Here is a 23,795-nt window from a genome sequence, read left to right on the forward strand (position 1 = left end):
ATTCAAGCCGGAGTGAGGGCACACCGAGCCTAGGCGAGGTGCCGAGTGGTGGGGCGAGGACCTTTTGGTTACTTTTGGGTCCTTCCAAAAGTGACCCGCTGTAAGAGCGGAACCAATAGCCGCCGTTACCGCAGAAATGGATATGTCCTCACCCCAAAAGTTTTGTCAGCCCCCACCAACCCCCTCTTTACCCAAGCTTTACCCTCCCCTGACCGCCGCTGACCTCTATCTCCTTAATCTACTCACATCCGGACTCACCGGAATAGAGACAGGAGAATCACCATGCGCAAGACCCTTATCGCTCTGATGTTCGCCGCTGCCCTGCCTACCGTTGCCATGGCCGCAATGCCAGATGGCCCAGGCCCAATGGGCGGCCCTGAAGGCCACATGATGGGTGGCCCGGGCCACGGCGGTGAACACGGTCCGCGCGGCAAAGGCGGCCCCTTCAGCCAACTGGACCTGAGCAAGGAGCAGCGCCAGCAAATCGGCAAACTGATGGGCGACCAATGGCACGCTCGCAAAGACCTGGTCAAAAAGTACCTGGACAAACTGCCAGCCGCCGACCAGAAAGCCATGCAGGATGAAATCGCTGCCGGCAAACAGAAAACCCAGGCCGATATCCGTGCCGTGCTGAAACCCGATCAACAGAAGCAATTCGACGAGATCGTGAAGAAACAGGCCGAGCGCCGTGCCGAGTGGAAGGAATTCCAGGCCTGGAAAGCCCAGCAACCGCAAAAAGCGCAATAATGATCTAGCGTTCTCGCAGCCCAGTGGCCACCGCCGCTGGGCTTTTCCTGTTTGAGGGTTTCCTGTGCGTTCATTGTTCTGGCGGATCCTGGCCAGTTTCTGGCTGGCCATCGCCCTGGTTGCCGGGTTGTCGATTCTGCTTGGGCACATGCTGAACCAGGATGCCTGGATTCTCAGCCGCCACCCGGGCCTCAACAACCTGGCGCAAGAGTGGACGCAACTCTATGACGCCCAGGGTGAGGACGCCGCCCAGGAATTGCTGCAGCAGCGCAAGCGTCAGTACCACATTGACGTGCAAGTGCTGAACGAAAGCGGCGACCCCGTAGTGCGCGGCACTTTCCCGCGCCGCGCTGCCGCCTTTGAAGCCCGGCAAAATGACAGCCAGGACGGCCACTTGCCCTGGCGGCGCCTGACCGCCGAGTACACCAGTGAAAAAACCGGCGACACGTACCTGCTGATCTACCGTATTCCTCACCCCGAACTGGATGCCTGGCACCGCAGCAGCCTGGCATGGCCGCTGAGTGCGCTGGCGATTGCCTTGGTGGTACTGACCCTGTTCAGCCTGCTGGTGACGTTGTCGATCACCCGCCCCCTCAGCCGCCTGCGCGGTGCGGTGCATGACTTGGGCCAGACCACTTATCAACAAAACAGCCTGGCGCAGCTGGCCAACCGCCGTGATGAATTTGGCGTGCTGGCCACCGACTTCAACCGCATGGGCGCGCGCCTGCAAAGCTTGATCGGCAGCCAGCGCCAGCTGTTGCGTGATGTCTCCCATGAACTGCGCTCGCCTCTGGCCCGCCTGCGCATCGCGCTCGCCCTGGCCGAGCGCGCCAGCCCCGAAGAACGTGAAAGGCTCTGGCCGCGCCTGACCCGTGAATGCGACCGCCTGGAAGCGCTGATCAGCGAAATCCTGGTGCTCGCCCGCGTGGATGCCGACAACGCCAGCGCCGAAGAGGTTGAACTCAACCCGCTGCTCAAGACCCTGCAAAAGGACGCCCAGCTCAGCGCTCCCGAACAGCTTGTACAGTTGACGGCGGAACCCGAGCTGCACCTCAAGGGCTGGCCGACCATGATCGAACGCGCGGTGGATAACCTACTGCGCAATGCCCAGCGCTTTAATCCGCTGGGCCAACCGATCGAGTTGCAGGCTCAGCGCCACGGCGAACGTATTCTGATCAGCGTGCGCGACCACGGCCCCGGCGTTGAGGCCGAGCACCTGAGCCAGTTGGGCGAACCGTTTTACCGCGCCCCGGGGCAAGTTGCACAGGGCCACGGCCTGGGTCTGGCCATTGCCCGTCGCGCGGCGGAACGCCATGGCGGCAGCCTGATCCTGGCCAACCACCCGGACGGCGGTTTTATCGCCAGCATCGACTTGCCGTTGGAACCAGGAGTTGTCACAGCGGCGTGATGATCTTCTATAGTGGCCCTTCTCTTACGGAGGGCCTTTGATGACTGACCTGCTGACACCCATCCAAGCCGAACTCGATTTACCCAACACCCCACTCAACGTGACCGAGGTCGGCGCTCTGCCCTCGACCTTTGCCGTGACCGAACTGGCGAGCGCCAGCATCGGCGCTGCGGGCCAAGCCGTCGCCGAGTTGATCAGGCAACAGACCGGACGCTTACCGGCAGTCACGGTGGATCGGCGCCTTGCCTCCTTCTGGTTTTCGTCCTCGATTCGCCCGGTGGGCTGGCAAGTACCACCGCTGTGGGACCCGGTGGCCGGCGACTACGCCAGCGCCGATGGCTGGATTCGTTTGCACACCAATGCGCCCCATCACCGTGCCGCTGCCGAGCGCGTGCTGGGCAAGGTTGCCGACCGCACCGAGATGGCGAGCAAAGTCACTGCGTGGAATGCCGCAGAACTGGAGCAGGCGATCGTCGACGAAGGCGGTTGCGCAGCGCAGATGCGCACGTGGCAGGCCTGGCAAACCCACCCGCAAGGCTTGGCGGTGAATGCCGAGGCCTTGGTGCAGCGCCAGACGTTTGCAGCGCTTGCCGACAAACCCTGGCTCGGCTCGGTGGCGCGCCCGCTGGCCGGCATCAAAGTGCTCGACCTGACCCGCGTATTGGCCGGCCCCGTGGCCAGTCGCTTCCTCGCCGGGCTAGGCGCCGACGTGCTGCGCATCGACTCGCCCGACTGGAACGAACCGGGAGTGGTGCCCGAAATGACGCTGGGCAAGCGCTGCGCCCGCCTCGACTTGAAAAGTGCCGACGGCCGACAGACTTTCGAAAGCTTGCTCAAAGACGCCGACATCCTGTTCCACGGCTACCGCGCAGACGCATTGGAGCAATTGGGCTACACCTCGACCGAACTGCAAGCCCTCGCCCCCGGCCTGATCGATGTGAGCCTCAACGCCTACGGCTGGAGCGGCCCGTGGCGCAATCGGCGCGGCTTCGACAGCCTGGTGCAGATGAGCAGCGGGATTGCCGACGCGGGCATGGCCTGGAAGCAGGCGGATAAACCGGTACCGTTGCCGTTGCAGGCGCTGGACCACGCGACCGGGTACTTGATGGCGGCGGCGGCGATTCAGGCGCTGAGCGAGCGGTTGAAAAGCGGGCGCGGCGGATCGGCGAGGTTGTCGTTGGCGCGGACGGCGAAGTTGTTGGTGGAGGCCGGGCAAGTGCCGCAGCAGCCAGCCTTGCGGGAAGAAGAGCCAAGTGATCAAGGGTTAGTGGTTGAACAAACACCCTGGGGCCAGGCGCATCGCTTACTGGCTCCGTTAACGATCAGCGGGACGCCGTTGCAATGGGATTTAGCGGCGGGGGAATTGGGGTCACACCGGGCGCAGTGGTGACCTGACAACCGCCATCGCAGGCAAGCCAGCTCCCACATTTGACCGTGTTCACACATCAAGTCCGGGGGCTGGCATGCCTGCAATGGGGCCAGTCCAGCCACCTCACATTTACCGGTGTTCACACATCCACTGTGGGAGCTGGCTTGCCTGCGATGGGGCCAGTGCAGCCAACTCAATCCCCCCGCTGCAAAGAAGTCCACAAATGCTGCGCCGCATAAGCCCTCAACGGCCGCCATGCCTCAGCCCGCACCAACAACTGCTTTGCCGAAACCGGCTCACCCTCCAACGCCGCCAGCGCATTGATCAACCCGATATCCCCCGAGGCAAACGCATCCGCCTCGCGCAGCTGGCGCATGGCGATGTACTGCGCGGTCCAGTCACCGATCCCCGGCAACGCCACCAAACGCGCCACGCCTTCCTTGAGGCTGGCTTTGGGCGCAAACAACTCCGGGTCGTCCAGCAACGCCTGAGCCACGCCAGACAACGTCCGGCCCCGCGCTTTAGGCATGCCCAACGTCGCCAGGTCTGCCGCCGCCAGCACCTCGGGCGTCGGAAATACATGAGTGATACCTGCGTGCGGCGTCGCCAGCGGCTGGCCATACTGCGCCACCAACTTGCCCGCCAGACGAATCGCTGCCACCACCATGATCTGCTGGCCCAGCACCGCGCGGATCGCCAGCTCAAGACCGTCCCAAGTCCCCGGCACCCGCAAACCAGGCCGAGCCGCCACCAATGTCGCCATCAATGGATCACTCGCCAATTGCGCGTTGATGTCCAGAGGTTGGCCGTCCAGATCAAACATCCTGCGCAACCGCCGCTCAATCTCGGGAAGAGCCGCCGTATCAGGAAAATCGACGCCCACCTCCAGCCAATCCCCCGCTCCCGGCGCAACGCTGATCCAGCCATGCCGCCCACCCACGCTGATGCTGCGCCGGTACACGCCGTCGGTCACTGTCTCCAACCCAGCGATCGCGCGCATCGACAAAAAGCCCACCATCGCTGCCCAATCGTAGGGTGGCTGATACGCCAGTCTCACAACGACAACACCCCGCTATACAGCCCATATGCCGCCAGCCCTGCGCCCGCGGCCACGCAACTGAAAATGCCTTTTTCCACGGGGGTAAACAAGGGCAGGCCCTGTTCGCGTTTAGCCAAGGCAAACAGGATGACGCCCGGCGCGTACAGCAGCGCCGAGAGCAGCAGGTATTTCAGGCCCCCGGCGTAGAGCAGCCAAACGGCATAACCGAGGGCGATCAGCCCCACCAACAAATCCTTCGCGCGCTGGCGCGGTGCGCCTGCGTAGGTTTCGCCGCGCCCGCTCAACAGCACGGCATAGGCTGCAGACCACAGGTAAGGCACCAGAATCATCGAAGACGCGAGGTAAATCAGCGTGGTGTACGTGCTTTGCGAAAACAGTGTAATCACCAGGAACAGCTGGATCATCACATTGGTCATCCACAGCGCATTGACCGGCACCTGGTTGGCGTTTTCCTTTTTCAGGAAGGCCGGCATGGTGTTGTCCTGTGCGGTGGCATAGAGAATTTCCGCACACAGCAGCGCCCAGGACAGCAACGCGCCAAGCAGCGACACGGCCAGGCCGATGCTGATCAACACCGCGCCCCACGGCCCGACAATATGCTCCAGCACGCCCGCCAGGGACGGGTTTTGCAGCTGCGCCAATTCCGGCTGGCTCATGATCCCCAGCGACAACACGTTCACCAACACCAGTAGCGCCAGCACGCCGAGAAAGCCGATCACCGTGGCGCGGCCCACGTCCGAGCGTTTTTCGGCGCGCGCCGAATACACGCTGGCACCCTCGATACCGATAAACACAAACACGGTGACCAGCATCATGTGGCGCACCTGCTCCACCACACTGCCGATGCCCGGACTGCTCAGGCCCCAGATGTCACGGGTGAAAATGTCGGCCTTGAACGCCACGGCGGCAATCACGATAAACATCAGCAACGGCACGATCTTCGCCACCGTGGTGATCTGGTTGATAAACGCGGCCTCTTTGATGCCGCGCAGCACCAGAAAATGCACGGCCCACAGCAGCAGCGACGCGCAGGCAATCGCAACGGGTGTATTGCCTTGGCCGAACACCGGAAAGAAGTAGCCGAGGGTACTAAATAGCAACACGAAGTAACCGACGTTGCCCATCCACGCGCTGATCCAGTAACCCCAGGCGGATGAAAACCCCATGTAATCGCCAAAGCCCGCCTTGGCGTAGGCATACACACCCGAATCCAGTTCAGGCTTGCGGTTGGCCAGGGTCTGGAACACAAAGGCCAGGGTCAACATGCCGACGGCGGTAATCGCCCAGCCGATCAACACCGCGCCCACCTCGGCGCGCGCGGCCATGTTTTGCGGCAAGGAGAAGATCCCGCCGCCGATCATCGAGCCGACCACCAGCGCGATCAGGGCGCCAAGGCGAAGTTTCTGGACGGGTTGGGACATGCACACTCCAGGCTTTAAAAACGATTGAGTCGACAACTGTGTACTCAACTAAATATCCAGCCGAGTGTAGCGTTTATTAATCACCACGAATAAAACCGACACCCTCATAACTTAATCGCATGTCAATTAATCGCGTTTAGGCTTATTTGAAATTTGAATAAAGCTAGCACTTCGCCAGTTCTCCGCCAAACAGGACGGCTTATGGAAAAAGTTTGCACATTCGGGAAAACGGACTAGCTTCAAACGTCCATACCCCTGACTAATTAATTAACCACAACGGGCACAAGGCTCTGGAAAGCGCCTTTGCGAGGCCTTGTATCGCCCACGAGTTTCCATCCCAAGTCATTAATTCACAATGGAATGTGCCAATGAAGTGATCTGAGTCAGCTGTTTGATTAGCGCACGGAATTATTCTGTGGTCTCTCTTCTCCTGCATTGGAGTCACGCAATGTCTGAAACTCCCGGAAAACTTCGATTAGGCGCACTCGTCGCACTTGTCGTCGGCTCAATGATTGGCGGCGGGATCTTCTCACTGCCGCAAAACATGGCCGCCAGCGCCGACGTCGGTGCGGTGTTGATCGGTTGGGTGATTACCGCCATCGGCATGCTGACCCTGGCCTTCGTGTTCCAGACCCTCGCCAACCGCAAGCCTGACCTCGACGGCGGGGTATACGCCTATGCCAAGGCCGGCTTCGGCGACTACATGGGTTTCTCATCCGCCTGGGGTTACTGGATCAGCGCGTGGCTGGGCAACGTCGGTTACTTCGTGTTGCTGTTCAGCACCCTCGGTTACTTTTTCCCGGTCTTCGGCGAAGGCAACACGCCAGCGGCGGTGATTGGCGCGTCGGTGTTGCTATGGGCCGTGCATTTTTTGGTGCTGCGCGGGATCAAGGAAGCCGCGTTCATCAACCTGGTCACCACTGTCGCCAAAGTGGTGCCGCTGGTGCTGTTCGTGTTGATCGCGCTGTTCGCGTTCAAGCTGGACATCTTCACCGCTGACATCTGGGGCGTGAAAAATCCCGACCTGGGCAGTGTGATGAACCAGGTGCGCAACATGATGCTGGTCACCGTGTGGGTGTTTATCGGCATTGAGGGCGCGAGCATCTTCTCGTCCCGTGCGGAAAAACGCTCTGACGTGGGCAAGGCCACGGTGATCGGGTTTATCACCGTGCTGCTGTTCCTGATGCTGGTGAACGTATTGTCCCTGGGGATCATGACCCAGCCGGAACTGGCCAAGCTGCAGAACCCGTCGATGGCCGCCGTGCTGGAACATGTGGTGGGGCATTGGGGCGCGGTGCTGATCAGCGTCGGCCTGATCATCTCCTTGCTGGGGGCACTGCTGTCGTGGGTGTTGCTGTGTGCGGAGATCATGTTCGCCGCCGCCAAGGACCACACCATGCCGGCGTTTTTGCGCAAGGAAAACGCCAACCACGTGCCGGTCAACGCCCTGTGGCTGACCAACGCGATGGTGCAGATTTTCCTGGTCATCACACTGTTTTCCGCCAGCACCTACCTGTCGCTGATCTACCTCGCCACGTCGATGATTCTGGTGCCTTACCTGTGGTCGGCCGCCTACGGGCTACTGCTGGCGGTGCGCGGCGAGACCTACGAACACGCCCTGCGCGAACGCAAGAAGGACCTGGTCATCGGCGCCATCGCCTTGGTCTACGCGGTGTGGCTGCTCTACGCCGGTGGCACCAAATACCTGCTGCTTTCCGCCCTGCTCTACGCCCCCGGCGCGATTCTGTTCGCCAAGGCCAAGCGTGAACTCGGCAAACCGATTTTCACCAACGTCGAGAAGCTGATTTTCGCCGCAGTGGTCATTGGCGCCCTGGTGGCGGCCTATGGGCTCTACGACGGTTTCCTGACCTTGTAATTGATGTTCCTTGGAGGATCTGTAATGACCACCGAAAAAGTGAAGTACGGCGTACATTCCGAAGCCGGCAAACTGCGCAAAGTCATGGTGTGCTCCCCAGGCTTGGCCCACCAGCGGCTGACCCCCAACAACTGCGATGAACTGCTGTTCGATGACGTGCTGTGGGTGGCCCAGGCCAAGCGCGACCATTTCGACTTCGTGACCAAGATGCGCGAGCGCGACATCGATGTGCTGGAAATGCACAACCTGCTGACCGACATCGTCGCCATTCCTGAAGCGCTGGACTGGATACTTGAGCGCAAGGTCACCGCCAACCAGGTTGGCCTCGGCCTGGTCAACGAAGTGAACTCATGGCTGCGCAGCCTGGAGCCGCGCAAAATCGCCGATTTCCTGATTGGCGGCGTGTCGGCCGATGACCTGCCGACCAGCTTCGGCGGCAAGACCATCGAGATGTTCCGCGACTTCCTCGGCCATTCGAGCTTCATCCTGCCGCCGCTGCCGAACACTCAGTTCACCCGCGACACCACCTGCTGGATCTACGGCGGCGTGACACTCAACCCGATGCATTGGCCGGCGCGACGTCAGGAAACCTTGCTCGCCAGCGCCATCTACAAATTCCACCCCGAGTTCGTCAATGCCGACTTCCAGGTGTGGTACGGCGACCCGGATCAGGAACACGGCAACGCCACGCTGGAAGGCGGCGACGTGATGCCGATCGGCAACGGCGTGGTGTTGATCGGCATGGGCGAGCGTTCCTCGCGCCAAGCCATCGGCCAGTTGGCACTGAACCTGTTCAAGCACAAAGCCGTGGAACGCGTGATCGTCGCCGGCCTGCCGAAATCCCGCGCAGCGATGCACCTGGACACCGTGTTCAGCTTCTGCGACCGCGACCTCGTGACCATCTTCCCGGAAGTGGTCAACCAGATCGTCGCCTTCAGCCTGCGCCCTGACGAGAGCAAGCCCGGCGGCATTGACGTACAGCGCGAAAAAACCAACTTCCTCGACACGGTGGCCGCCGCCCTCAACCTCAAGGCCCTGCGCGTGGTGGAAACCGGCGGCAACAGCTTCGCCGCCGAGCGCGAGCAATGGGACGACGGCAACAACGTGGTGGCCGTGGAGCCTGGCGTGGTGATCGGTTATGACCGTAACACCTACACCAACACCCTGCTGCGCAAGGCCGGGGTGGAAGTCATCACCATCAGCGCCGGTGAACTCGGCCGGGGGCGTGGCGGCGGCCACTGCATGACCTGCCCGATCATCCGCGACCCTATCGACTATTAAGGAGATCCATCATGGCTTTCAACATGCGCAACCGCAGCCTGCTGTCGCTGATGCACCACACCACGCGCGAGCTGCATTACTTGCTGGACCTGTCCCGCGACCTCAAGCGCGCCAAATACACCGGCACCGAGCGTCCGCACCTGAAGGGCAAAAACATCGCGCTGATCTTTGAAAAAACCTCGACCCGCACCCGTTGCGCCTTCGAAGTGGCGGCCCATGACCAGGGCGCCCACGTCACCTATATCGACCCGGTGTCGTCGCAGATCGGCCACAAGGAAAGCATGAAAGACACGGCCCGCGTGCTCGGCCGCATGTTCGACGCCATCGAGTACCGTGGCTTTGAACAGGAAATCGTCGAAGAGCTGGCCAAGTTCGCCGGTGTGCCGGTGTTCAACGGCCTGACCGCCGAATTCCACCCGACGCAAATGATCGCCGACACCCTGACCATGCGCGAACACAGCGACAAGCCGCTGCATGACATCAGCTATGCCTACCTGGGCGATGCGCGTTACAACATGGGTAATTCGCTGCTGATGATTGGCGCCAAACTCGGCATGGACGTGCGCATCGGCGCGCCAAAAGCCCTGTGGCCCCACGAGGATTTCATCAAGCAGTGCCAGGCCTTTGCCGAAGAAAGCGGCGCGCGCATCACCATCACCGAAGACCCGAAAGAGGCGGTGAAAGGCGTGGACTTCATCCACACCGATATCTGGGTGTCGATGGGTGAGCCGGTGGAAGCGTGGGATGAGCGTATCGAGCAACTGCTGCCGTATCAGGTCAACACCAAAATGATGAAAGCCTCGGGCAACCCGCGCGTGAAGTTCATGCACTGCCTGCCGGCGTTTCACAACAGCGAAACCAAGGTGGGCAAGGACATCGCGGCGCGCTATCCGAACCTGGCGAATGGGGTGGAGGTGACGGAGGAAGTGTTTGAGTCGCCCGCCAACATAGCCTTCGAGCAGGCGGAAAACCGCATGCACACCATCAAGGCGATTCTGGTGTCGGCGTTGGCGGATATCTAACCCTTAAGTTGGCAATGAGGACAAATGTGGGAGCCGGGCTTGCCCGCGATGCAGGCACCTCGGTCTATCAAGCAGACCGCGGTGATGCTATCGCAGGCAAGCCAGCTCCCACATTGACCGAGTTCCTTCATCAGAACTTTCAGAAGGACACTTTGTATGCGCATCGTCGTTGCACTGGGCGGTAACGCCCTGCTCCGCCGTGGTGAACCCATGACCGCGGACAACCAACGCGCCAATATCCGGATCGCCACCGAACAGATCGCCAAAATCTACCCCGGCAACGAGCTGGTGATCGCCCACGGCAATGGTCCGCAGGTCGGCCTGCTGTCGTTGCAGGCAGCGGCCTACACCCAGGTTTCGCCTTACCCGCTGGATGTTTTGGGCGCGGAAACCGAAGGCATGATCGGCTACATCATCGAACAGGAACTGGGCAACCTGCTGGACTTTGAAGTGCCGTTCGCCACCTTGCTCACCCAGGTTGAAGTGGACGCCAAGGACCCGGCCTTCCAGAACCCGACCAAGCCCATCGGCCCGGTCTACTCCAAAGCCGAAGCCGAAAAACTCGCCGCCGAAAAAGGCTGGGCCATCGCGCCCGACGGCGACAAATACCGGCGCGTGGTCGCCAGCCCGCGTCCGAAACGCATCTTTGAAATTCGCCCGATCACCTGGTTGCTGGAAAAAGGCAGCATCGTGATCTGCGCCGGCGGCGGCGGTATTCCGACGATGTACGGTGAAGACGGCAAGCTCAAAGGCATCGAAGCCGTCATCGACAAAGACCTGTGCTCGTCCCTGCTCGCCGGGCAATTGCACGCCGATCTGCTGGTAATCGCCACTGACGTCAACGCGGCGTTTATCGACTTCGGCAAGCCGACCCAAAAAGCCATTGGCCAGGCCCACCCCGACGCCATGGAAAAACTCGGCTTCGCCGCCGGCTCCATGGGCCCCAAGGTGCAAGCCGCCTGCGAGTTCGCGCGCCAGACTGGCAAAACCGCGGTCATCGGTTCACTCTCGGACATCGAAGCCATCGTCCAGGGCAGCGCCGGCACCCGCATCAGCACGGCAACACCTGGCATCACCTACCTGTGAAGCAGAGGAGAAACGCCTATGGCCACTTTTGAACCCGGTCACTTGCACGTCGAACGTCACGCGCTGAATAAGGACGACTACAGCTACAACCTGTGCATCGACTATGAAGTTAGCCAGGACCCCAAGGAAGGCAAGGGGATGCTGTTCAAGCTGCATGGCTCGGTGCAGGGCAAGGACCTCAAGGAAGAGTTCTTTCTACCCAAGGACCAGGCGTTCGACTTCGCCCGGCATGCGATGAACATTGCGCAGAAATACGGGATGCCGAAGATCGCGGTGCTCAATGGCTCGATGCACAAGCAATATGACTTGATGTTTGAGGATGTGCGGCATCAGTTGGATGTGAAATCAGGCGATCCGATCAAGCCTGAACACCTGGAATAGGAACACCGCAAATCCCCTGTGGGAGCTGGCTTGCCTGCGATAGCGGTGTATCAGCGACAGAAATGTTGCCTGACCCACCGCCATCGCAGGCAAGCCAGCTCCCACATTTTTGATCTGCATCGCCTGTCAGGCATACTTGCCGCCTCCAGCTCCCCAGAATTGCTAGCACCCCATGCGTATCCACGTCAGCTTCATCGACCGCGTCGGCATTACCCAGGAAGTCCTGGCCTTGCTCGGTGGGCGCAATCTCAACCTGGATGCGGTGGAGATGGTGCCGCCCAACGTCTACATCGACGCGCCGACATTGAGCGCCGATGTCCTCGAAGAACTGCGCGACGCCCTGTTCAGCGTGCACGGTGTGCAGGCGGTCACGGTGGTGGACATCCTCCCCGGCCAGCGCCGCCACCTGCAACTCGACGCCCTGCTGGCCGCCATGACTGACCCGGTGCTGGCGCTGGACAGCGCGGGCACAATTCTTTTGGCCAACCCGGCGCTGATCGCGCTCTATGGTCGCGAGCCTGCCGGGGAAAGCATCAGCGAGCTGTTCAACGACCCGGCGCTGCTCGACACCTTGCTGGAGCATGGCTTTCGCCTGGCCCTGCGCGAGATCAGCGTCAACGGCCAGACCCTGCTGCTGGACGCCACGCCGATTACCGACGCCGGTGCCCTGCTCACCCTCTACCAACCCAACCGCATCGGCGAGCAACTCTCGGCGCTGCACCATGACCATGCCGAAGGCTTTGATGCGCTGCTCGGCGAGTCCCCGGTGATTCGCACCCTCAAGGCGCGAGCGCAACGAGTGGCGGCGCTGGATGCACCGTTGCTGATCCAGGGCGAAACCGGCACCGGCAAAGAGCTGGTGGCACGTGCCTGCCATGCGATCAGCGCGCGTCACAGTGCGCCGTTTCTGGCGCTGAACTGCGCGGCGCTGCCGGAAAACCTCGCCGAAAGTGAGCTGTTTGGTTACGCACCCGGCGCTTTTACCGGTGCGCAACGCGGCGGCAAACCGGGCCTGATGGAACTGGCCAACCAGGGTACGGTGTTTCTGGATGAGATCGGCGAGATGTCGCCGTACTTGCAGGCCAAGTTGCTGCGTTTTCTGAATGACGGCAGCTTCCGGCGCGTCGGCGGCGACCGTGAAGTGAAGGTCAATGTGCGCATCCTCAGCGCCACTCACCGCGACCTGGAAAAGATGGTCAGCGAAGGCACTTTCCGCGAAGACTTGTTCTACCGACTCAATGTACTCAATGTAGAAGTGCCACCGCTGCGTGAACGCGGCCAGGACATTCTGTTGCTCGCGCGCTATTTCATGCAGCAGGCCTGCGCGCAGATCCAGCGCCCGGTGTGCCGTCTGGCGCCCGGCACTTACCCGGCCCTGCTGGGCAACCGTTGGCCGGGCAATGTGCGCCAGTTGCAGAACGTGATCTTCCGCGCGGCGGCCATCTGTGAAAGCACGTTGGTGGACATTGGTGACCTGGACATCGCCGGTACTTCGGTGGCGCGTCAGAACGACGGCGAAGTCGACAGCCTGGAACAGGCGGTGGAAGACTTTGAGCGTGAATTGCTGGAGAAGCTCTACACCAGCTACCCCTCGACCCGGCAGTTGGCCAGCCGCTTGCAGACCTCCCACACGGCCATTGCCCATCGCTTGCGCAAATACGGCATCCCGAACAAGCCTTAACTGACAAAGCGCAGTCCAAAATGTGGGAGCTGGCTTGCCTGCGATAGCGGTGTGTCAGGTAAACCGCTATCGCAGGCAAGCCAGCTCCCACAGTTGATCGCATTGCAAATTGAGTCCAGGAACGACATCCAGTGTACTGAAAGCGCTACAGCGTAACGATATCGCTACAACCCTGCTTTTTGCGCGCCATGCAAGGCTTTGATCCACATAGGCTTTTTTTCTTCGCTACAGCTGTATCGAAATCGCTACAGCCAACGGCTATAAATATATAACAAATATTTACAAATCGTTGATTTATAACGATTTATTAATATTGGCCGCAATTTTGCTTTGTAACTCCCATTATTCCAATCCCGTCCACCAGACGAATCTGGCCTTGAGGAGTTTCCATGAGCGAGTTGCGTTTTACTGAAGACCACGAATGGCTGCGCGCCGAAGCTGACGGCAGCGTCACTGTGGGTATCACCGCTTTCGCGCAGAACGCGCTGGGTGATGTGGTTTTCGTGCAACTGCCGGAGTTGCAGGCCTACGACAAGGGCGCTGAAGCGTCCACCGTGGAATCGGTCAAAGCCGCCAGCGGCGTGTACATGCCCCTGACCGGTGAAGTGCTGGAAGTGAACGACAAACTGAGCGACAGCCCGGAACTGGTCAACGAAGACCCGATGGGCGAAGGCTGGTTCTTCCGCTTTAAACCGGCTGACGCCGATGCAGTGGCTAAGCTGTTGGATCAGGATGCGTACGACCGCCTGATCAAAGCCAACGCTGAAGCCTGAGGAGCGCACCATGACCATCAATCTCAGCACCGCCAACGAATTTATCGCCCGCCACATCGGCCCGCGCCAGGAAGATGAGCAGCAAATGCTCGCAAGCTTAGGCTTTGACTCCCTGGAAGCCCTGAGCGCCAGTGTGATCCCGGAAAGCATCAAGGGCACCAGCGTGCTCGGCCTGGAAGACGGCCTGAGCGAAGCCGAGGCCCTGGCCAAGATCAAGGCCATCGCCAGCAAAAACCAACTGTTCAAAACCTACATCGGCCAGGGCTACTACAACTGCCACACGCCGTCGCCGATCCTGCGCAACCTGCTGGAAAACCCGGCCTGGTACACCGCGTACACCCCGTATCAGCCAGAGATTTCCCAGGGTCGCCTGGAATCGCTGCTGAACTTCCAGACCCTGATCAGCGACCTCACCGGCCTGCCGATCGCCAACGCCTCGCTGCTCGACGAAGCCACCGCTGCCGCCGAAGCCATGACCTTCTGCAAGCGCCTGAGCAAGAACAAGGGCAGCAATGCGTTCTTCGCCTCCGTGCACAGCCACCCGCAAACCCTCGACGTGCTGCGCACCCGTGCCGAGCCGTTGGGCATCGACGTGGTGGTGGGCGATGAACGCGAACTGACCGACGTCAGCCCGTTCTTCGGTGCCCTGCTGCAATACCCGGCCAGCAACGGTGATGTGTTTGATTACCGCGAGCTGACCGAGCGTTTCCACGCCGCCAACGCCCTGGTCGCCGTCGCCGCTGACTTGCTGGCCCTGACCCTGCTGACCCCGCCGGGTGAGTTCGGCGCCGACGTGGCCATCGGCAGCGCGCAACGCTTCGGCGTGCCGCTGGGCTTTGGTGGCCCGCACGCGGCCTACTTCTCTACCAAGGATGCGTTCAAGCGCGACATGCCGGGCCGCTTGGTCGGTGTGTCGGTGGACCGTTTCGGCAAGCCGGCCCTGCGCCTGGCCATGCAGACGCGCGAGCAACATATCCGTCGCGAGAAAGCCACGTCGAACATCTGCACCGCCCAGGTGCTGCTGGCCAACATCGCCAGTATGTACGCCGTGTACCACGGCCCCAAAGGCCTGACCCAGATTGCCCAGCGTGTGCACCAGTTGACCGCGATCCTGGCCAAGGGCCTGACCGCCCTGGGCCTGAAGGTCGAGCAAACCAATTTCTTCGACACCATTACGCTTAACACTGGCGCCAACACCGCCGCCCTGCACGACAAGGCCCGCGCCCAGCGCATCAACCTGCGTGTGGTCGACGGTGAGCGTCTGGGTGTGTCGGTGGACGAAACCACCACCCAGGCCGATATCGAAACCCTGTGGTCGATCTTCGCCGACGGCAAGGCCCTGCCAGCCTTCACCGCTCTTGCCGAAAGCGTCGAAAGCACCCTGCCCGCCGCGCTGCTGCGTCAGTCGCCCGTCCTCAGCCACCCGGTGTTCAACCGCTACCACTCCGAAACCGAGCTGATGCGTTACCTGCGCAAGCTGGCCGACAAGGACCTGGCGCTGGACCGCACCATGATCCCGCTGGGCTCGTGCACCATGAAGCTCAACGCCGCCAGCGAAATGATCCCGGTGACCTGGGCCGAGTTCGGTGCCCTGCACCCGTTCGCACCCGCTGAGCAAAGCGCCGGTTACCTGGAGCTGACCTCGGACCTGGAAGCCATGCTCTGCGCGGCCACCGGTTACGACGCCATCTCGCTGCAGCCAAACGCCGGTTCCCAGGGCGAGTACGCAGGCCTTCTGGCCATTCGTGCCTACCACCAGAGCCGTGGCGATGAGCGCCGCGACATCTGCCTGATTCCGTCGTCGGCCCACGGCACCAACCCGGCGACCGCCAACATGGCCGGTATGCGTGTGGTGGTGACCGCGTGCGATACGCGTGGCAACGTGGATATCGAAGACCTGCGCGCCAAGGCGATCGAGCACCGCGAGCACCTCGCCGCGCTGATGATCACCTACCCGTCCACCCACGGCGTGTTCGAAGAAGGCATCCGCGAAATCTGCGGGATCATTCACGACAACGGCGGCCAGGTGTACATCGACGGCGCCAACATGAACGCCATGGTCGGCCTGTGCGCACCGGGCAAGTTCGGCGGCGACGTGTCCCACCTGAACCTGCACAAAACCTTCTGCATCCCCCACGGCGGCGGCGGCCCGGGCGTTGGCCCGATTGGCGTCAAATCCCACCTCACGCCCTTCCTGCCAGGCCACGCGGCCATGGAACGCAAGGAAGGCGCGGTGTGCGCGGCGCCGTTTGGCAGTGCGAGCATTTTGCCGATCACCTGGATGTACATCAGCATGATGGGCGGCGCAGGCCTCAAACGCGCTTCGCAGTTGGCGATTTTGAATGCCAACTACATTTCCCGTCGCCTCGAAGAGCACTACCCGGTGCTCTACACCGGCAGCAATGGCCTGGTGGCGCACGAATGCATCCTCGATTTGCGCCCGCTGAAAGACAGCAGCGGCATCAGCGTGGATGACGTGGCCAAGCGTCTGATCGACTTCGGTTTCCACGCGCCGACCATGTCGTTCCCGGTGGCAGGCACCTTGATGATCGAGCCGACCGAAAGTGAATCCAAAGAAGAACTGGACCGCTTCTGCGACGCGATGATCGCCATCCGCGAAGAGATCCGCGCGGTGGAAAACGGCACGCTGGACAAGGACGACAACCCACTGAAAAACGCGCCGCACACTGCCCAGGAATTGGTCGGTGAGTGGAGCCATCCGTACAGCCGTGAACAGGCGGTGTATCCGGTCGCGTCGTTGATCGAGGGCAAATACTGGCCGCCGGTTGGCCGGGTCGACAACGTGTTTGGTGATCGCAACCTGGTGTGTGCGTGCCCGTCGATCGAGAGCTACGCGTAACACGGTCAAGTGTGGGAGCTGCTTGTGTGGGAGCTGGCTTGCCTGCGATGCAGGCACCTCGGTGTATCAGTGATACTGAGTTGATGCTATCGCAGGCAAGCCAGCTCCCACATGGACCTCCTGCACAGTTGGATCGGGTACACCCAAACCATAATAAGAAACCGGAGAACAACCATGTCCCTTAGCGTGTTCGACCTGTTCAAGATTGGCATCGGCCCCTCCAGTTCCCACACCGTCGGCCCGATGCGCGCCGCTGCCCGGTTTGTCGAAGGGTTGCGACGTGACGACCTGCTGAGCGCCACCACCTGCGTCAAGGTGGAGCTCTACGGTTCACTCGGCGCCACCGGCAAAGGCCACGGCAGCGACAAGGCCGTGCTCCTCGGCCTGGAAGGCGAACACCCGGACACCGTAAACACTGAAACCGTGGCCACCCGCCTGGCGCAAATGCGTAAGGACGGCCGCCTGAATTTGCTCGGTGAACACAGCATTGCGTTCAACGAGAAAGAACACCTGGCGATGATTCGCAAACCCCTCGCCTACCATCCCAACGGCATGATTTTTCGTGCCTTCGACGCCGCCAACATCCAGATCCGCAGCCGCGAGTATTACTCCGTCGGCGGCGGTTTTGTGGTGGATGAAGACGCCGCCGGCGCCGACCGGATTGTCGAAGACGCCACACCGCTGACCTTTCCGTTCAAACACGCCAAGGACTTGCTCAGCCACTGCAACACCTACGGGCTGTCGATCAGCCAGGTGATGCTGACCAATGAAAGTGCCTGGCGCCCGGAAGCGGAAACCCGCGCCGGCCTGCTGAAAATCTGGCAAGTGATGCAGGACTGCGTGGACGCGGGCTGTCGCAATGAAGGGATTTTGCCCGGCGGCTTGAAGGTCAAGCGCCGCGCGGCTGCGCTGCATCGGCAACTGTGCAAGCACCCGGAATCGGCGTTGCGCGACCCGTTGTCGGTGCTCGACTGGGTCAACCTCTACGCGCTGGCGGTCAACGAAGAAAACGCCAACGGCGGGCGCGTGGTCACTGCGCCCACCAACGGCGCGGCCGGGATTGTGCCGGCGGTGCTGCATTACTACATGCGCTTCATTCCCGGCGCGAACGAAGATGGCGTGGTGCGCTTTCTGCTCACTGCGGCCGCCATCGGCATTCTGTACAAGGAAAACGCATCGATCTCCGGGGCTGAAGTCGGCTGCCAGGGTGAGGTCGGCGTGGCCTGTTCGATGGCCGCCGGTGCCTTGTGTGAAGTGTTGGGCGGCAGCGTTTCCCAAGTGGAAAACGCCGCCGAAATCGGCATGGAGCACAACCTCGGCCTGACCTGCGACCCTATCGGCGGGCTGGTGCAGGTGCCGTGCATCGAGCGCAATGCGATGGGCTCGGTCAAGGCGATCAATGCGGTGCGCATGGCGTTGCGCGGCGATGGGCAACACTTTGTCTCGCTGGACAAGGTCATCCGCACCATGCGCCAGACCGGCGCCGACATGAAAAGCAAATACAAGGAAACCGCCCGTGGCGGTTTGGCGGTCAACATTATCGAGTGCTGATGCCTAAAGGCGCGTCGGCACGTTTTTCAGGAGCTGAATATGTCCACCGAAACCCTGTTGAAAACCCCTCTGCACGCGCTGCATATCGAGCTCGGCGCGCGCATGGTGCCCTTCGCCGGCTACGACATGCCGGTGCAATATCCACTCGGCGTGATGAAGGAACACTTACACACCCGTGATCAGGCCGGGCTGTTCGACGTGTCCCACATGGGCCAGATCCGCCTGACCGGCGCCAATGCTGCCAAAGCCCTGGAAACCCTGGTGCCGGTCGACATCATCGACCTGCCGGTGGGCATGCAGCGCTATGCCATGTTCACAGATGATCAGGGCGGCATTCTTGACGACCTGATGGTGGCCAACCTGGGTAACGACGAACTGTTCCTGGTGGTCAACGCGGCTTGCAAGGATCAGGACCTGGCGCACCTGCGCAAACACATTGGCGACCAATGCACCATCGAGCCACTGTTCGAAGAACGCGCCCTGCTGGCCCTGCAAGGCCCAGCGGCGGTGAAGGTGCTGGCGCGCCTGGCGCCTGAGGTCACCAAAATGACCTTCATGCAGTTCGCCACCCTGCGCCTGCTCGGCGTGGACTGCTACGTCAGCCGCTCGGGCTACACCGGTGAAGACGGCTTTGAAATCTCCGTACCGGCAGCCAATGCAGAGAGCCTGGCCCGCAGCCTGCTGGCCGAGACCGAAGTACAGGCCATTGGCCTTGGCGCACGTGACTCGCTGCGCCTGGAAGCCGGCCTGTGCCTGTACGGCCACGACATGAACACCGACACCACGCCGATCGAAGCCAGCCTGCTCTGGGCCATTTCCAAGGCCCGTCGTGCCGATGGCGCGCGTGCTGGCGGCTTCCCGGGCGCAGATCGCATCTTCACCCAGCAACAAGCCGGTGTGAGTCGCAAACGTGTCGGCCTGCTGCCGCAGGAGCGTACGCCCGTGCGTGAAGGCGCTGAAATCGTCGACGAATATGGCACTGTCATCGGCAGCGTGTGCAGCGGTGGTTTTGGTCCGACCCTGGGTGGTCCGCTGGCCATGGGTTACCTGGACAGCGCATTCATTGCACTGGACACCGAAGTGTCTGCGTTGGTGCGTGGGAAAAAGGTGCCACTACGTGTAAGTAAAATGCCATTTGTACCGCAACGTTACTATCGTGGTTGATTGACTGTTCCTATAAGTAACGCGGTTGCGACAGCGTGCACTAAACTGTAACGCAACCGCCATAAAACAGTGCATTGATGATAGTTAACACACAGGGCAAACACCTATAACAAGTGATCAACTCTATCGAATAAGTGGGATCCACATTGTGCACAAAAGTCTCATCAGCCCAAGCAAACGCTGGGCTTTTGGCAGGGCTTGTTTTTTCTGCATTAGTTGGCGTAGAGTTTGATCACTGTGTTTGCATGGGTCGCTTTGAACCTGGACCTGGGCAGTAGCTGAAGTAGTTGTGCTACAACCCGTTCGACGTCTCTTACTTTCCTGCAACTCAGCCCAGTACTCTTTCATTTGAAAGGGGCTGTCATTAATTTTTAGCGTCAAAGGAAAGAAGAAAATGGCTGAACGTCAGAGCGGTACCGTCAAGTGGTTTAACGACGAGAAAGGGTTTGGTTTTATCACTCCAGAAAGCGGTCCGGATCTGTTCGTCCATTTCCGCGCTATCCAGGGCAACGGCTTCAAGAGCCTGAAAGAAGGCCAGAAAGTCACCTTCGTTTCGGTCCAGGGCCAAAAAGGTCTGCAAGCAGACGAAGTACAAGCAGAAGGCTGATCCTTCCTGCGACAAAAAGCCCCTGATGGTGACATCAGGGGCTTTTTTATGCGCGTTTGTTCGTAGAATGGCTGTTTTATTCAGAGCGCCCTGCCATGTCCAAACCCTTGCTGAATCCCCAAGGCGACTTCCCCGCCGTTAGCCTGGGCCGTCGTCTGGCAGCCATGTTCTACGATTTTTTGTTGTGCACTGCCCTGCTGATCGTCACCGCGTTTATCTACAAGCTGGTGTGGATCGCGTGTGTGGGCGAAGCCAAAATGCGCACGCTCACCGAGTCCGGCGCGCTGGACGGTGACCCGTTGCTGTCGACGATTCTGTTTTTTGTGTTGTTTGGTTTTTTTGCCAAGTTCTGGACGCACTCGGGGCAAACCCTGGGCATGCAGGTGTGGGGCGTGCGGGTGCAAAACGCCGACGGTTCGCGGATCAGCCTGTGGCAGGCGCTGCTGCGTTTTGTGGTGTCGATTGCGTCGTGGTTGTGCGTGGGGTTGGGGTTTATCTGGTCGTTGATTGATAAGCGCAAGCGCAGCTGGCATGACATCTACTCGGACACGCAGTTGGTGCGGATTCCGAAGCAAAAGAAGTAATCACAGCCTAGTGAAGATCCAAATGTGGGAGCGGGCTTGCTCGCGAAGGCGGAGTGTCAGTCGACACATTTATTGACTGATACACCGCATTCGCGAGCAAGCCCGCTCCCACATTTTTAATTGTGCTCGCTCTGGATTACGCGTTGCCCGCCAGTTTCAGGCGCGCAGCCTGGGTGAAATCCAGCATGCGCTTGAGCGGGCGCACGGCGTGGGGGATCACCGACGGCTCGACGAAGATCTCATTGCTGCCCTCACGCAGGCACTGCAGCGTGCGCTCCAGCGTATTCATTGCCATCCACGGGCAGTGTGCGCAACTGCGGCACGCGGCGCCGTTGCCGGCGGTAGGCGCCTCAACAAAAACCTTGTCCGGGCACAGCTGCTGCATCTTGTAGAAAATGCCGCGATCGGTGGCGACGATGAAGGTTTTATTCGGCAAGCGCTGCGCCGCCGCGATCAGTTGGCTGGTAGAACCCACCGCATCCGCCAGCTCAATCACTGCCGTCGGCGATTCCGGGTGCACCAGAATCGCGGCATCCGGGTACAGCGCCTTCATGTCCTCAAGCTGCTTGGACTTGAATTCCTCGTGGACGATGCACGCGCCGTCCCACAGCAACATGTCCGCACCCGTCTGGCGCTGGATGTAAGTACCCAAGTGCTTGTCCGGGCCCCAGATGATCGTCTCGCCGTTATCCATCAGGCTTTCGACGATTTCCAGCGCGCAGCTGGAGGTCACCACCCAATCCGCCCGGGCTTTGACCGCTGCCGAGGTGTTGGCGTAGACCACCACCGTGCGCTCGGGATGTTGGTCACAGAACGCTGAAAACTCATCCACCGGGCAGCCAAGGTCCAGGGAGCACGTGGCTTCCAGGGTGGGCATCAGGATGCGTTTTTCGGGGGTGAGGATTTTGGCGGTCTCGCCCATGAAACGCACGCCGGCCACCAGTACAGTCTTGGCCGGGTGAGCAGCGCCGAAGCGCGCCATTTCCAGGGAGTCGGAGACACAGCCGCCGGTTTCTTCGGCCAGGGCCTGAATCACCGGGTCACAGTAGAAGTGGGCAACCAGCACCGCGTCTTGAGCTTTCAGCTCGGCAGCGATGGCGGCCCGCAGGCTCGCCTCTTCTTCGACGCTAAGGGCCTTGGGCTGCTTGGCGTCGAGGTGGGCTTGAACCAGAAGGCGTTCGGAGATTTGCGTCATGTTCGCAAGACCTGCAGGCGCAGTTGCGCGAAAGTCGAGTGTACCACCGGCTCTGGAGCCCTTCGGGCGCCGCCGGACGAAGTGATTGTGTTCATCAAGCACGGGTGAAGCTGCGCAAGGCTACAGAATATCCAATCGATTCAAAAGCCTAATCTGGCATCCAGGCGCACGCCTGTCGGGCAAAAAAAAACGGGAAGGCCCCGTGATGAGCCTTCCCGCTTTCATGGCGCGCAACCTCAGTGCATCAGTACAGCGGGATAGTCATGTAGCAGCACCGAATCCTGCATGGCCGCCAGGGCTTCCTTCAAGGTTGATTGCTCCAGCGCGTCCTTGGACTTTTTAACCTCCTGGGCTGCGTGCTCCAGCAACGCCAGGTAGTCGCGTTTGGACGAGCCATCTTTCGGCTCCACCGTGTCTGACACCAACTGGGCCATCTCGTACTTCTGGGTCCGGGTGTTCTGCACCGCCGACTGCGACACAGAAGCACTCGCCAGTTGGCCATCCTTATAGGAGAAGCTCGCGGTGCTGCTGGCCTTGTCCTGCACGTGCACATACAGGTAGTTCTGCGATTTGCGGGTACCATCCAACACCGGTGGCTCGCCACCGCCGAGGCTTTTGTGGAAGTTTGCCGACAGCACCGACTGCTGGTTCTGGGTCACGCTGCGGTCCGCGCTGCTGCGGCCATTGACCTGGGTCTTCTGCGACACGGTGTAGGAGAAGCTGTCGACTTCCTTAGGACGCATTTCGTTGGACGCACCGACGGCCTGCTTGATCGAAGCCTTGAAGTCCGCCAGCCCTGTCAGCAAACCTTTGTCGGTCGGGTTGTTGCTCAATGCATTCGTTGCGCCAGCGCCTTGGGGATAGTTGCTGTTCATGGCGCTGAACGCATCCTTGAACATCGCCATCAAATCAGCATTGGCACTACCGCGCTCTTGCACCCGGTCGAACTGGGCGAGGTAGGTTTTCATCGCCTTGGCCTGCTGTTTGGCGTCACCCTGGATTGCGCTGTTTTTCAGGTCCACAGACAGGTCGACGTCGCCGGCCGGGCCACTCATACGTGTGGTGCGGCTTCGGCTGTCGGCGTGGAACGCCAGGCTCAGGTCCTCGTCCGCCTGGTTTTTGACTTTGGCGTTGAGGTCCACCGACGCCAACATGCTGGTGTCGAACTGGGTCAGTTTGCTCAGGTCGAGTTTCGGCGGTACGGCGGTCAACCCATCGACCGACGCCTGGAACGCCGCCCCCAATTGGCCGACGGCTTTGAGTTCATCCGCGGTCAAATCGCCGCCGTCGACGGTGGCCTGCACGCCCAAGCCGTGTTTCTGACTGAACAGGCTGAACGTCACCGTCTTGCCGCTGGCGGTCTTGATGCTGAGGCTGATTTGGTTGTCGGGCTTGCTGTGCAGCACCGCCTGGTCGGCCTTGATCCCGCCCGTATCACCGGCACGCTCTGCCGTGGTGTTGAGCACCGATTGTAAAATCCCCGCCCCACCGCCCCCGGTGAACTGATCCACCAACGCAGCACCGAGGCCGCTGTAACGGCTGGCCGTGGAGATTGAACCGAAGCGTTGGCTGATCGCCTGGGTGACTGCGTCCTGATTATCGTTTTCCCAGGCCCACACGGTTTCGCGTCCGGGGAGCTGCCCGTTTTTGGAATAGAGATCGATAACGTCGGCCACCGGATTTCCGAGGCTGACCACGGAAGACGGCCGGGCCGGTGAGACGTCGAGGG

The 23,795-nt window shown here is 60.8% G+C and carries 19 protein-coding genes; 15 read left to right on the forward strand and 4 right to left on the reverse strand.

The genetic code is table 11. From position 1 onward, the window contains the following. Positions 1-282: 282 nt before the first annotated feature. The 3 genes from BFW87_RS04850 to BFW87_RS04860 all read left to right on the forward strand — a co-directional run bounded on the left by BFW87_RS04850 (position 283) and on the right by BFW87_RS04860 (position 3,545). The gene (locus tag BFW87_RS04850) at positions 283-747 is read left to right on the forward strand and encodes an LTXXQ domain protein (RefSeq protein WP_078738832.1); all 465 of its coding nucleotides are present in this window, start codon (positions 283-285) and stop codon (positions 745-747) included. Between the two features lie 64 nt (positions 748-811). Then, positions 812-2,155, forward strand: coding sequence for a sensor histidine kinase (locus tag BFW87_RS04855; protein WP_078738833.1), 1,344 nt, complete (start codon positions 812-814; stop codon positions 2,153-2,155). Between the two features lie 40 nt (positions 2,156-2,195). After that, positions 2,196-3,545, forward strand: a complete 1,350-nt coding sequence (locus BFW87_RS04860; protein ID WP_078738834.1) for a CoA transferase — start codon at positions 2,196-2,198, stop codon at positions 3,543-3,545. A 172-nt stretch (positions 3,546-3,717) separates the two neighbouring features. On the opposite strand, the gene BFW87_RS04865 is transcribed toward BFW87_RS04860, so the two are convergent. Continuing rightward, a complete protein-coding gene (locus tag BFW87_RS04865) occupies positions 3,718-4,581 on the reverse strand; it encodes a DNA-3-methyladenine glycosylase family protein (protein ID WP_078738835.1) in 864 nt (287 codons plus the stop codon). Further along, positions 4,578-6,005 (reverse strand): arginine-ornithine antiporter, encoded by a 1,428-nt coding sequence (arcD, locus tag BFW87_RS04870; RefSeq protein ID WP_078738836.1) that lies wholly within the window; start codon positions 6,003-6,005, stop codon positions 4,578-4,580. Before arcD (BFW87_RS04870) ends, BFW87_RS04865 begins: the two co-directional genes overlap by 4 nt. A 448-nt stretch (positions 6,006-6,453) precedes the next feature. Between arcD (BFW87_RS04870) and arcD (BFW87_RS04875) the strand changes: the two genes are divergently transcribed. From arcD (BFW87_RS04875) to BFW87_RS04930, 12 genes are all read left to right on the forward strand, one after another. Continuing rightward, positions 6,454-7,881, forward strand: coding sequence for an arginine-ornithine antiporter (gene arcD, locus BFW87_RS04875; RefSeq protein WP_078738837.1), 1,428 nt, complete (start codon positions 6,454-6,456; stop codon positions 7,879-7,881). A gap of 24 nt (positions 7,882-7,905) precedes the next feature. Then, on the forward strand, positions 7,906-9,162 hold the full coding sequence (gene arcA / locus BFW87_RS04880) for an arginine deiminase (protein ID WP_078738838.1): 1,257 nt from the start codon (positions 7,906-7,908) through the stop codon (positions 9,160-9,162). Between the two features lie 11 nt (positions 9,163-9,173). After that, complete coding sequence (locus BFW87_RS04885) at positions 9,174-10,184, forward strand: ornithine carbamoyltransferase (protein ID WP_078738839.1); 1,011 nt, start codon at positions 9,174-9,176, stop codon at positions 10,182-10,184. A 156-nt stretch (positions 10,185-10,340) separates the two neighbouring features. Beyond that, positions 10,341-11,270 carry a carbamate kinase gene (gene arcC / locus BFW87_RS04890; protein WP_078738840.1) on the forward strand — a complete coding sequence of 310 codons (930 nt, stop codon included), beginning with the start codon at positions 10,341-10,343 and terminating at the stop codon, positions 11,268-11,270. Positions 11,271-11,288: 18 nt separating this feature from the next. After that, positions 11,289-11,651: a DUF5064 family protein gene (locus BFW87_RS04895; protein ID WP_027605557.1), complete on the forward strand. Its 363-nt coding sequence runs from the start codon at positions 11,289-11,291 to the stop codon at positions 11,649-11,651. 172 nt (positions 11,652-11,823) lie between these two features. Further along, positions 11,824-13,332, forward strand: a complete 1,509-nt coding sequence (locus BFW87_RS04900) for a sigma-54-dependent transcriptional regulator (protein ID WP_078738841.1) — start codon at positions 11,824-11,826, stop codon at positions 13,330-13,332. Between the two features lie 389 nt (positions 13,333-13,721). Then, the gene (gene gcvH, locus BFW87_RS04905) at positions 13,722-14,105 is read left to right on the forward strand and encodes a glycine cleavage system protein GcvH (protein WP_078738842.1); all 384 of its coding nucleotides are present in this window, start codon (positions 13,722-13,724) and stop codon (positions 14,103-14,105) included. 10 nt (positions 14,106-14,115) lie between these two features. Next, on the forward strand, positions 14,116-16,965 hold the full coding sequence (gene gcvP / locus BFW87_RS04910) for an aminomethyl-transferring glycine dehydrogenase (protein WP_078738843.1): 2,850 nt from the start codon (positions 14,116-14,118) through the stop codon (positions 16,963-16,965). Between the two features lie 174 nt (positions 16,966-17,139). Next, positions 17,140-18,516, forward strand: a complete 1,377-nt coding sequence (locus BFW87_RS04915) for an L-serine ammonia-lyase (protein ID WP_078738844.1) — start codon at positions 17,140-17,142, stop codon at positions 18,514-18,516. 39 nt (positions 18,517-18,555) lie between these two features. Continuing rightward, positions 18,556-19,680, forward strand: coding sequence for a glycine cleavage system aminomethyltransferase GcvT (gcvT, locus tag BFW87_RS04920; protein ID WP_078738845.1), 1,125 nt, complete (start codon positions 18,556-18,558; stop codon positions 19,678-19,680). Positions 19,681-20,074: 394 nt separating this feature from the next. Continuing rightward, on the forward strand, positions 20,075-20,287 hold the full coding sequence (locus BFW87_RS04925) for a cold-shock protein (protein WP_007253000.1): 213 nt from the start codon (positions 20,075-20,077) through the stop codon (positions 20,285-20,287). A gap of 95 nt (positions 20,288-20,382) precedes the next feature. Beyond that, the gene (locus BFW87_RS04930; RefSeq protein ID WP_078738846.1) at positions 20,383-20,871 is read left to right on the forward strand and encodes an RDD family protein; all 489 of its coding nucleotides are present in this window, start codon (positions 20,383-20,385) and stop codon (positions 20,869-20,871) included. 136 nt (positions 20,872-21,007) lie between these two features. On the opposite strand, the gene nadA is transcribed toward BFW87_RS04930, so the two are convergent. Together nadA and BFW87_RS04940 are read right to left on the reverse strand one after the other, a co-directional pair. Further along, positions 21,008-22,066 carry a quinolinate synthase NadA gene (gene nadA / locus BFW87_RS04935; RefSeq protein ID WP_078738847.1) on the reverse strand — a complete coding sequence of 353 codons (1,059 nt, stop codon included), beginning with the start codon at positions 22,064-22,066 and terminating at the stop codon, positions 21,008-21,010. A gap of 236 nt (positions 22,067-22,302) precedes the next feature. Beyond that, complete coding sequence (locus tag BFW87_RS04940; protein WP_078738848.1) at positions 22,303-23,742, reverse strand: lactate dehydrogenase; 1,440 nt, start codon at positions 23,740-23,742, stop codon at positions 22,303-22,305. Positions 23,743-23,795 lie beyond the last annotated feature (53 nt).

This window comes from Pseudomonas fluorescens (assembly GCF_002022275.1).
Lineage (GTDB): Bacteria > Pseudomonadota > Gammaproteobacteria > Pseudomonadales > Pseudomonadaceae > Aquipseudomonas > Aquipseudomonas fluorescens_AJ.

Bases quoted from the DNA above. Each gene is read 5' to 3' on its own strand.
- BFW87_RS04850 (WP_078738832.1), top strand. From the start codon at position 283: ATGCGCAAGACCCTTATCGCTCTGATGTTCGCCGCTGCCCTGCCTACC.
- BFW87_RS04860 (WP_078738834.1), top strand. From the start codon at position 2,196: ATGACTGACCTGCTGACACCCATCCAAGCCGAACTCGATTTACCCAAC.
- arcD (WP_078738836.1), bottom strand. From the start codon at position 6,005: ATGTCCCAACCCGTCCAGAAACTTCGCCTTGGCGCCCTGATCGCGCTG.
- arcD (WP_078738837.1), top strand. From the start codon at position 6,454: ATGTCTGAAACTCCCGGAAAACTTCGATTAGGCGCACTCGTCGCACTT.
- arcA (WP_078738838.1), top strand. From the start codon at position 7,906: ATGACCACCGAAAAAGTGAAGTACGGCGTACATTCCGAAGCCGGCAAA.
- BFW87_RS04885 (WP_078738839.1), top strand. From the start codon at position 9,174: ATGGCTTTCAACATGCGCAACCGCAGCCTGCTGTCGCTGATGCACCAC.
- arcC (WP_078738840.1), top strand. From the start codon at position 10,341: ATGCGCATCGTCGTTGCACTGGGCGGTAACGCCCTGCTCCGCCGTGGT.
- BFW87_RS04895 (WP_027605557.1), top strand. From the start codon at position 11,289: ATGGCCACTTTTGAACCCGGTCACTTGCACGTCGAACGTCACGCGCTG.
- BFW87_RS04900 (WP_078738841.1), top strand. From the start codon at position 11,824: ATGCGTATCCACGTCAGCTTCATCGACCGCGTCGGCATTACCCAGGAA.
- gcvH (WP_078738842.1), top strand. From the start codon at position 13,722: ATGAGCGAGTTGCGTTTTACTGAAGACCACGAATGGCTGCGCGCCGAA.
- gcvP (WP_078738843.1), top strand. From the start codon at position 14,116: ATGACCATCAATCTCAGCACCGCCAACGAATTTATCGCCCGCCACATC.
- BFW87_RS04915 (WP_078738844.1), top strand. From the start codon at position 17,140: ATGTCCCTTAGCGTGTTCGACCTGTTCAAGATTGGCATCGGCCCCTCC.
- gcvT (WP_078738845.1), top strand. From the start codon at position 18,556: ATGTCCACCGAAACCCTGTTGAAAACCCCTCTGCACGCGCTGCATATC.
- BFW87_RS04925 (WP_007253000.1), top strand. From the start codon at position 20,075: ATGGCTGAACGTCAGAGCGGTACCGTCAAGTGGTTTAACGACGAGAAA.
- BFW87_RS04930 (WP_078738846.1), top strand. From the start codon at position 20,383: ATGTCCAAACCCTTGCTGAATCCCCAAGGCGACTTCCCCGCCGTTAGC.
- nadA (WP_078738847.1), bottom strand. From the start codon at position 22,066: ATGACGCAAATCTCCGAACGCCTTCTGGTTCAAGCCCACCTCGACGCC.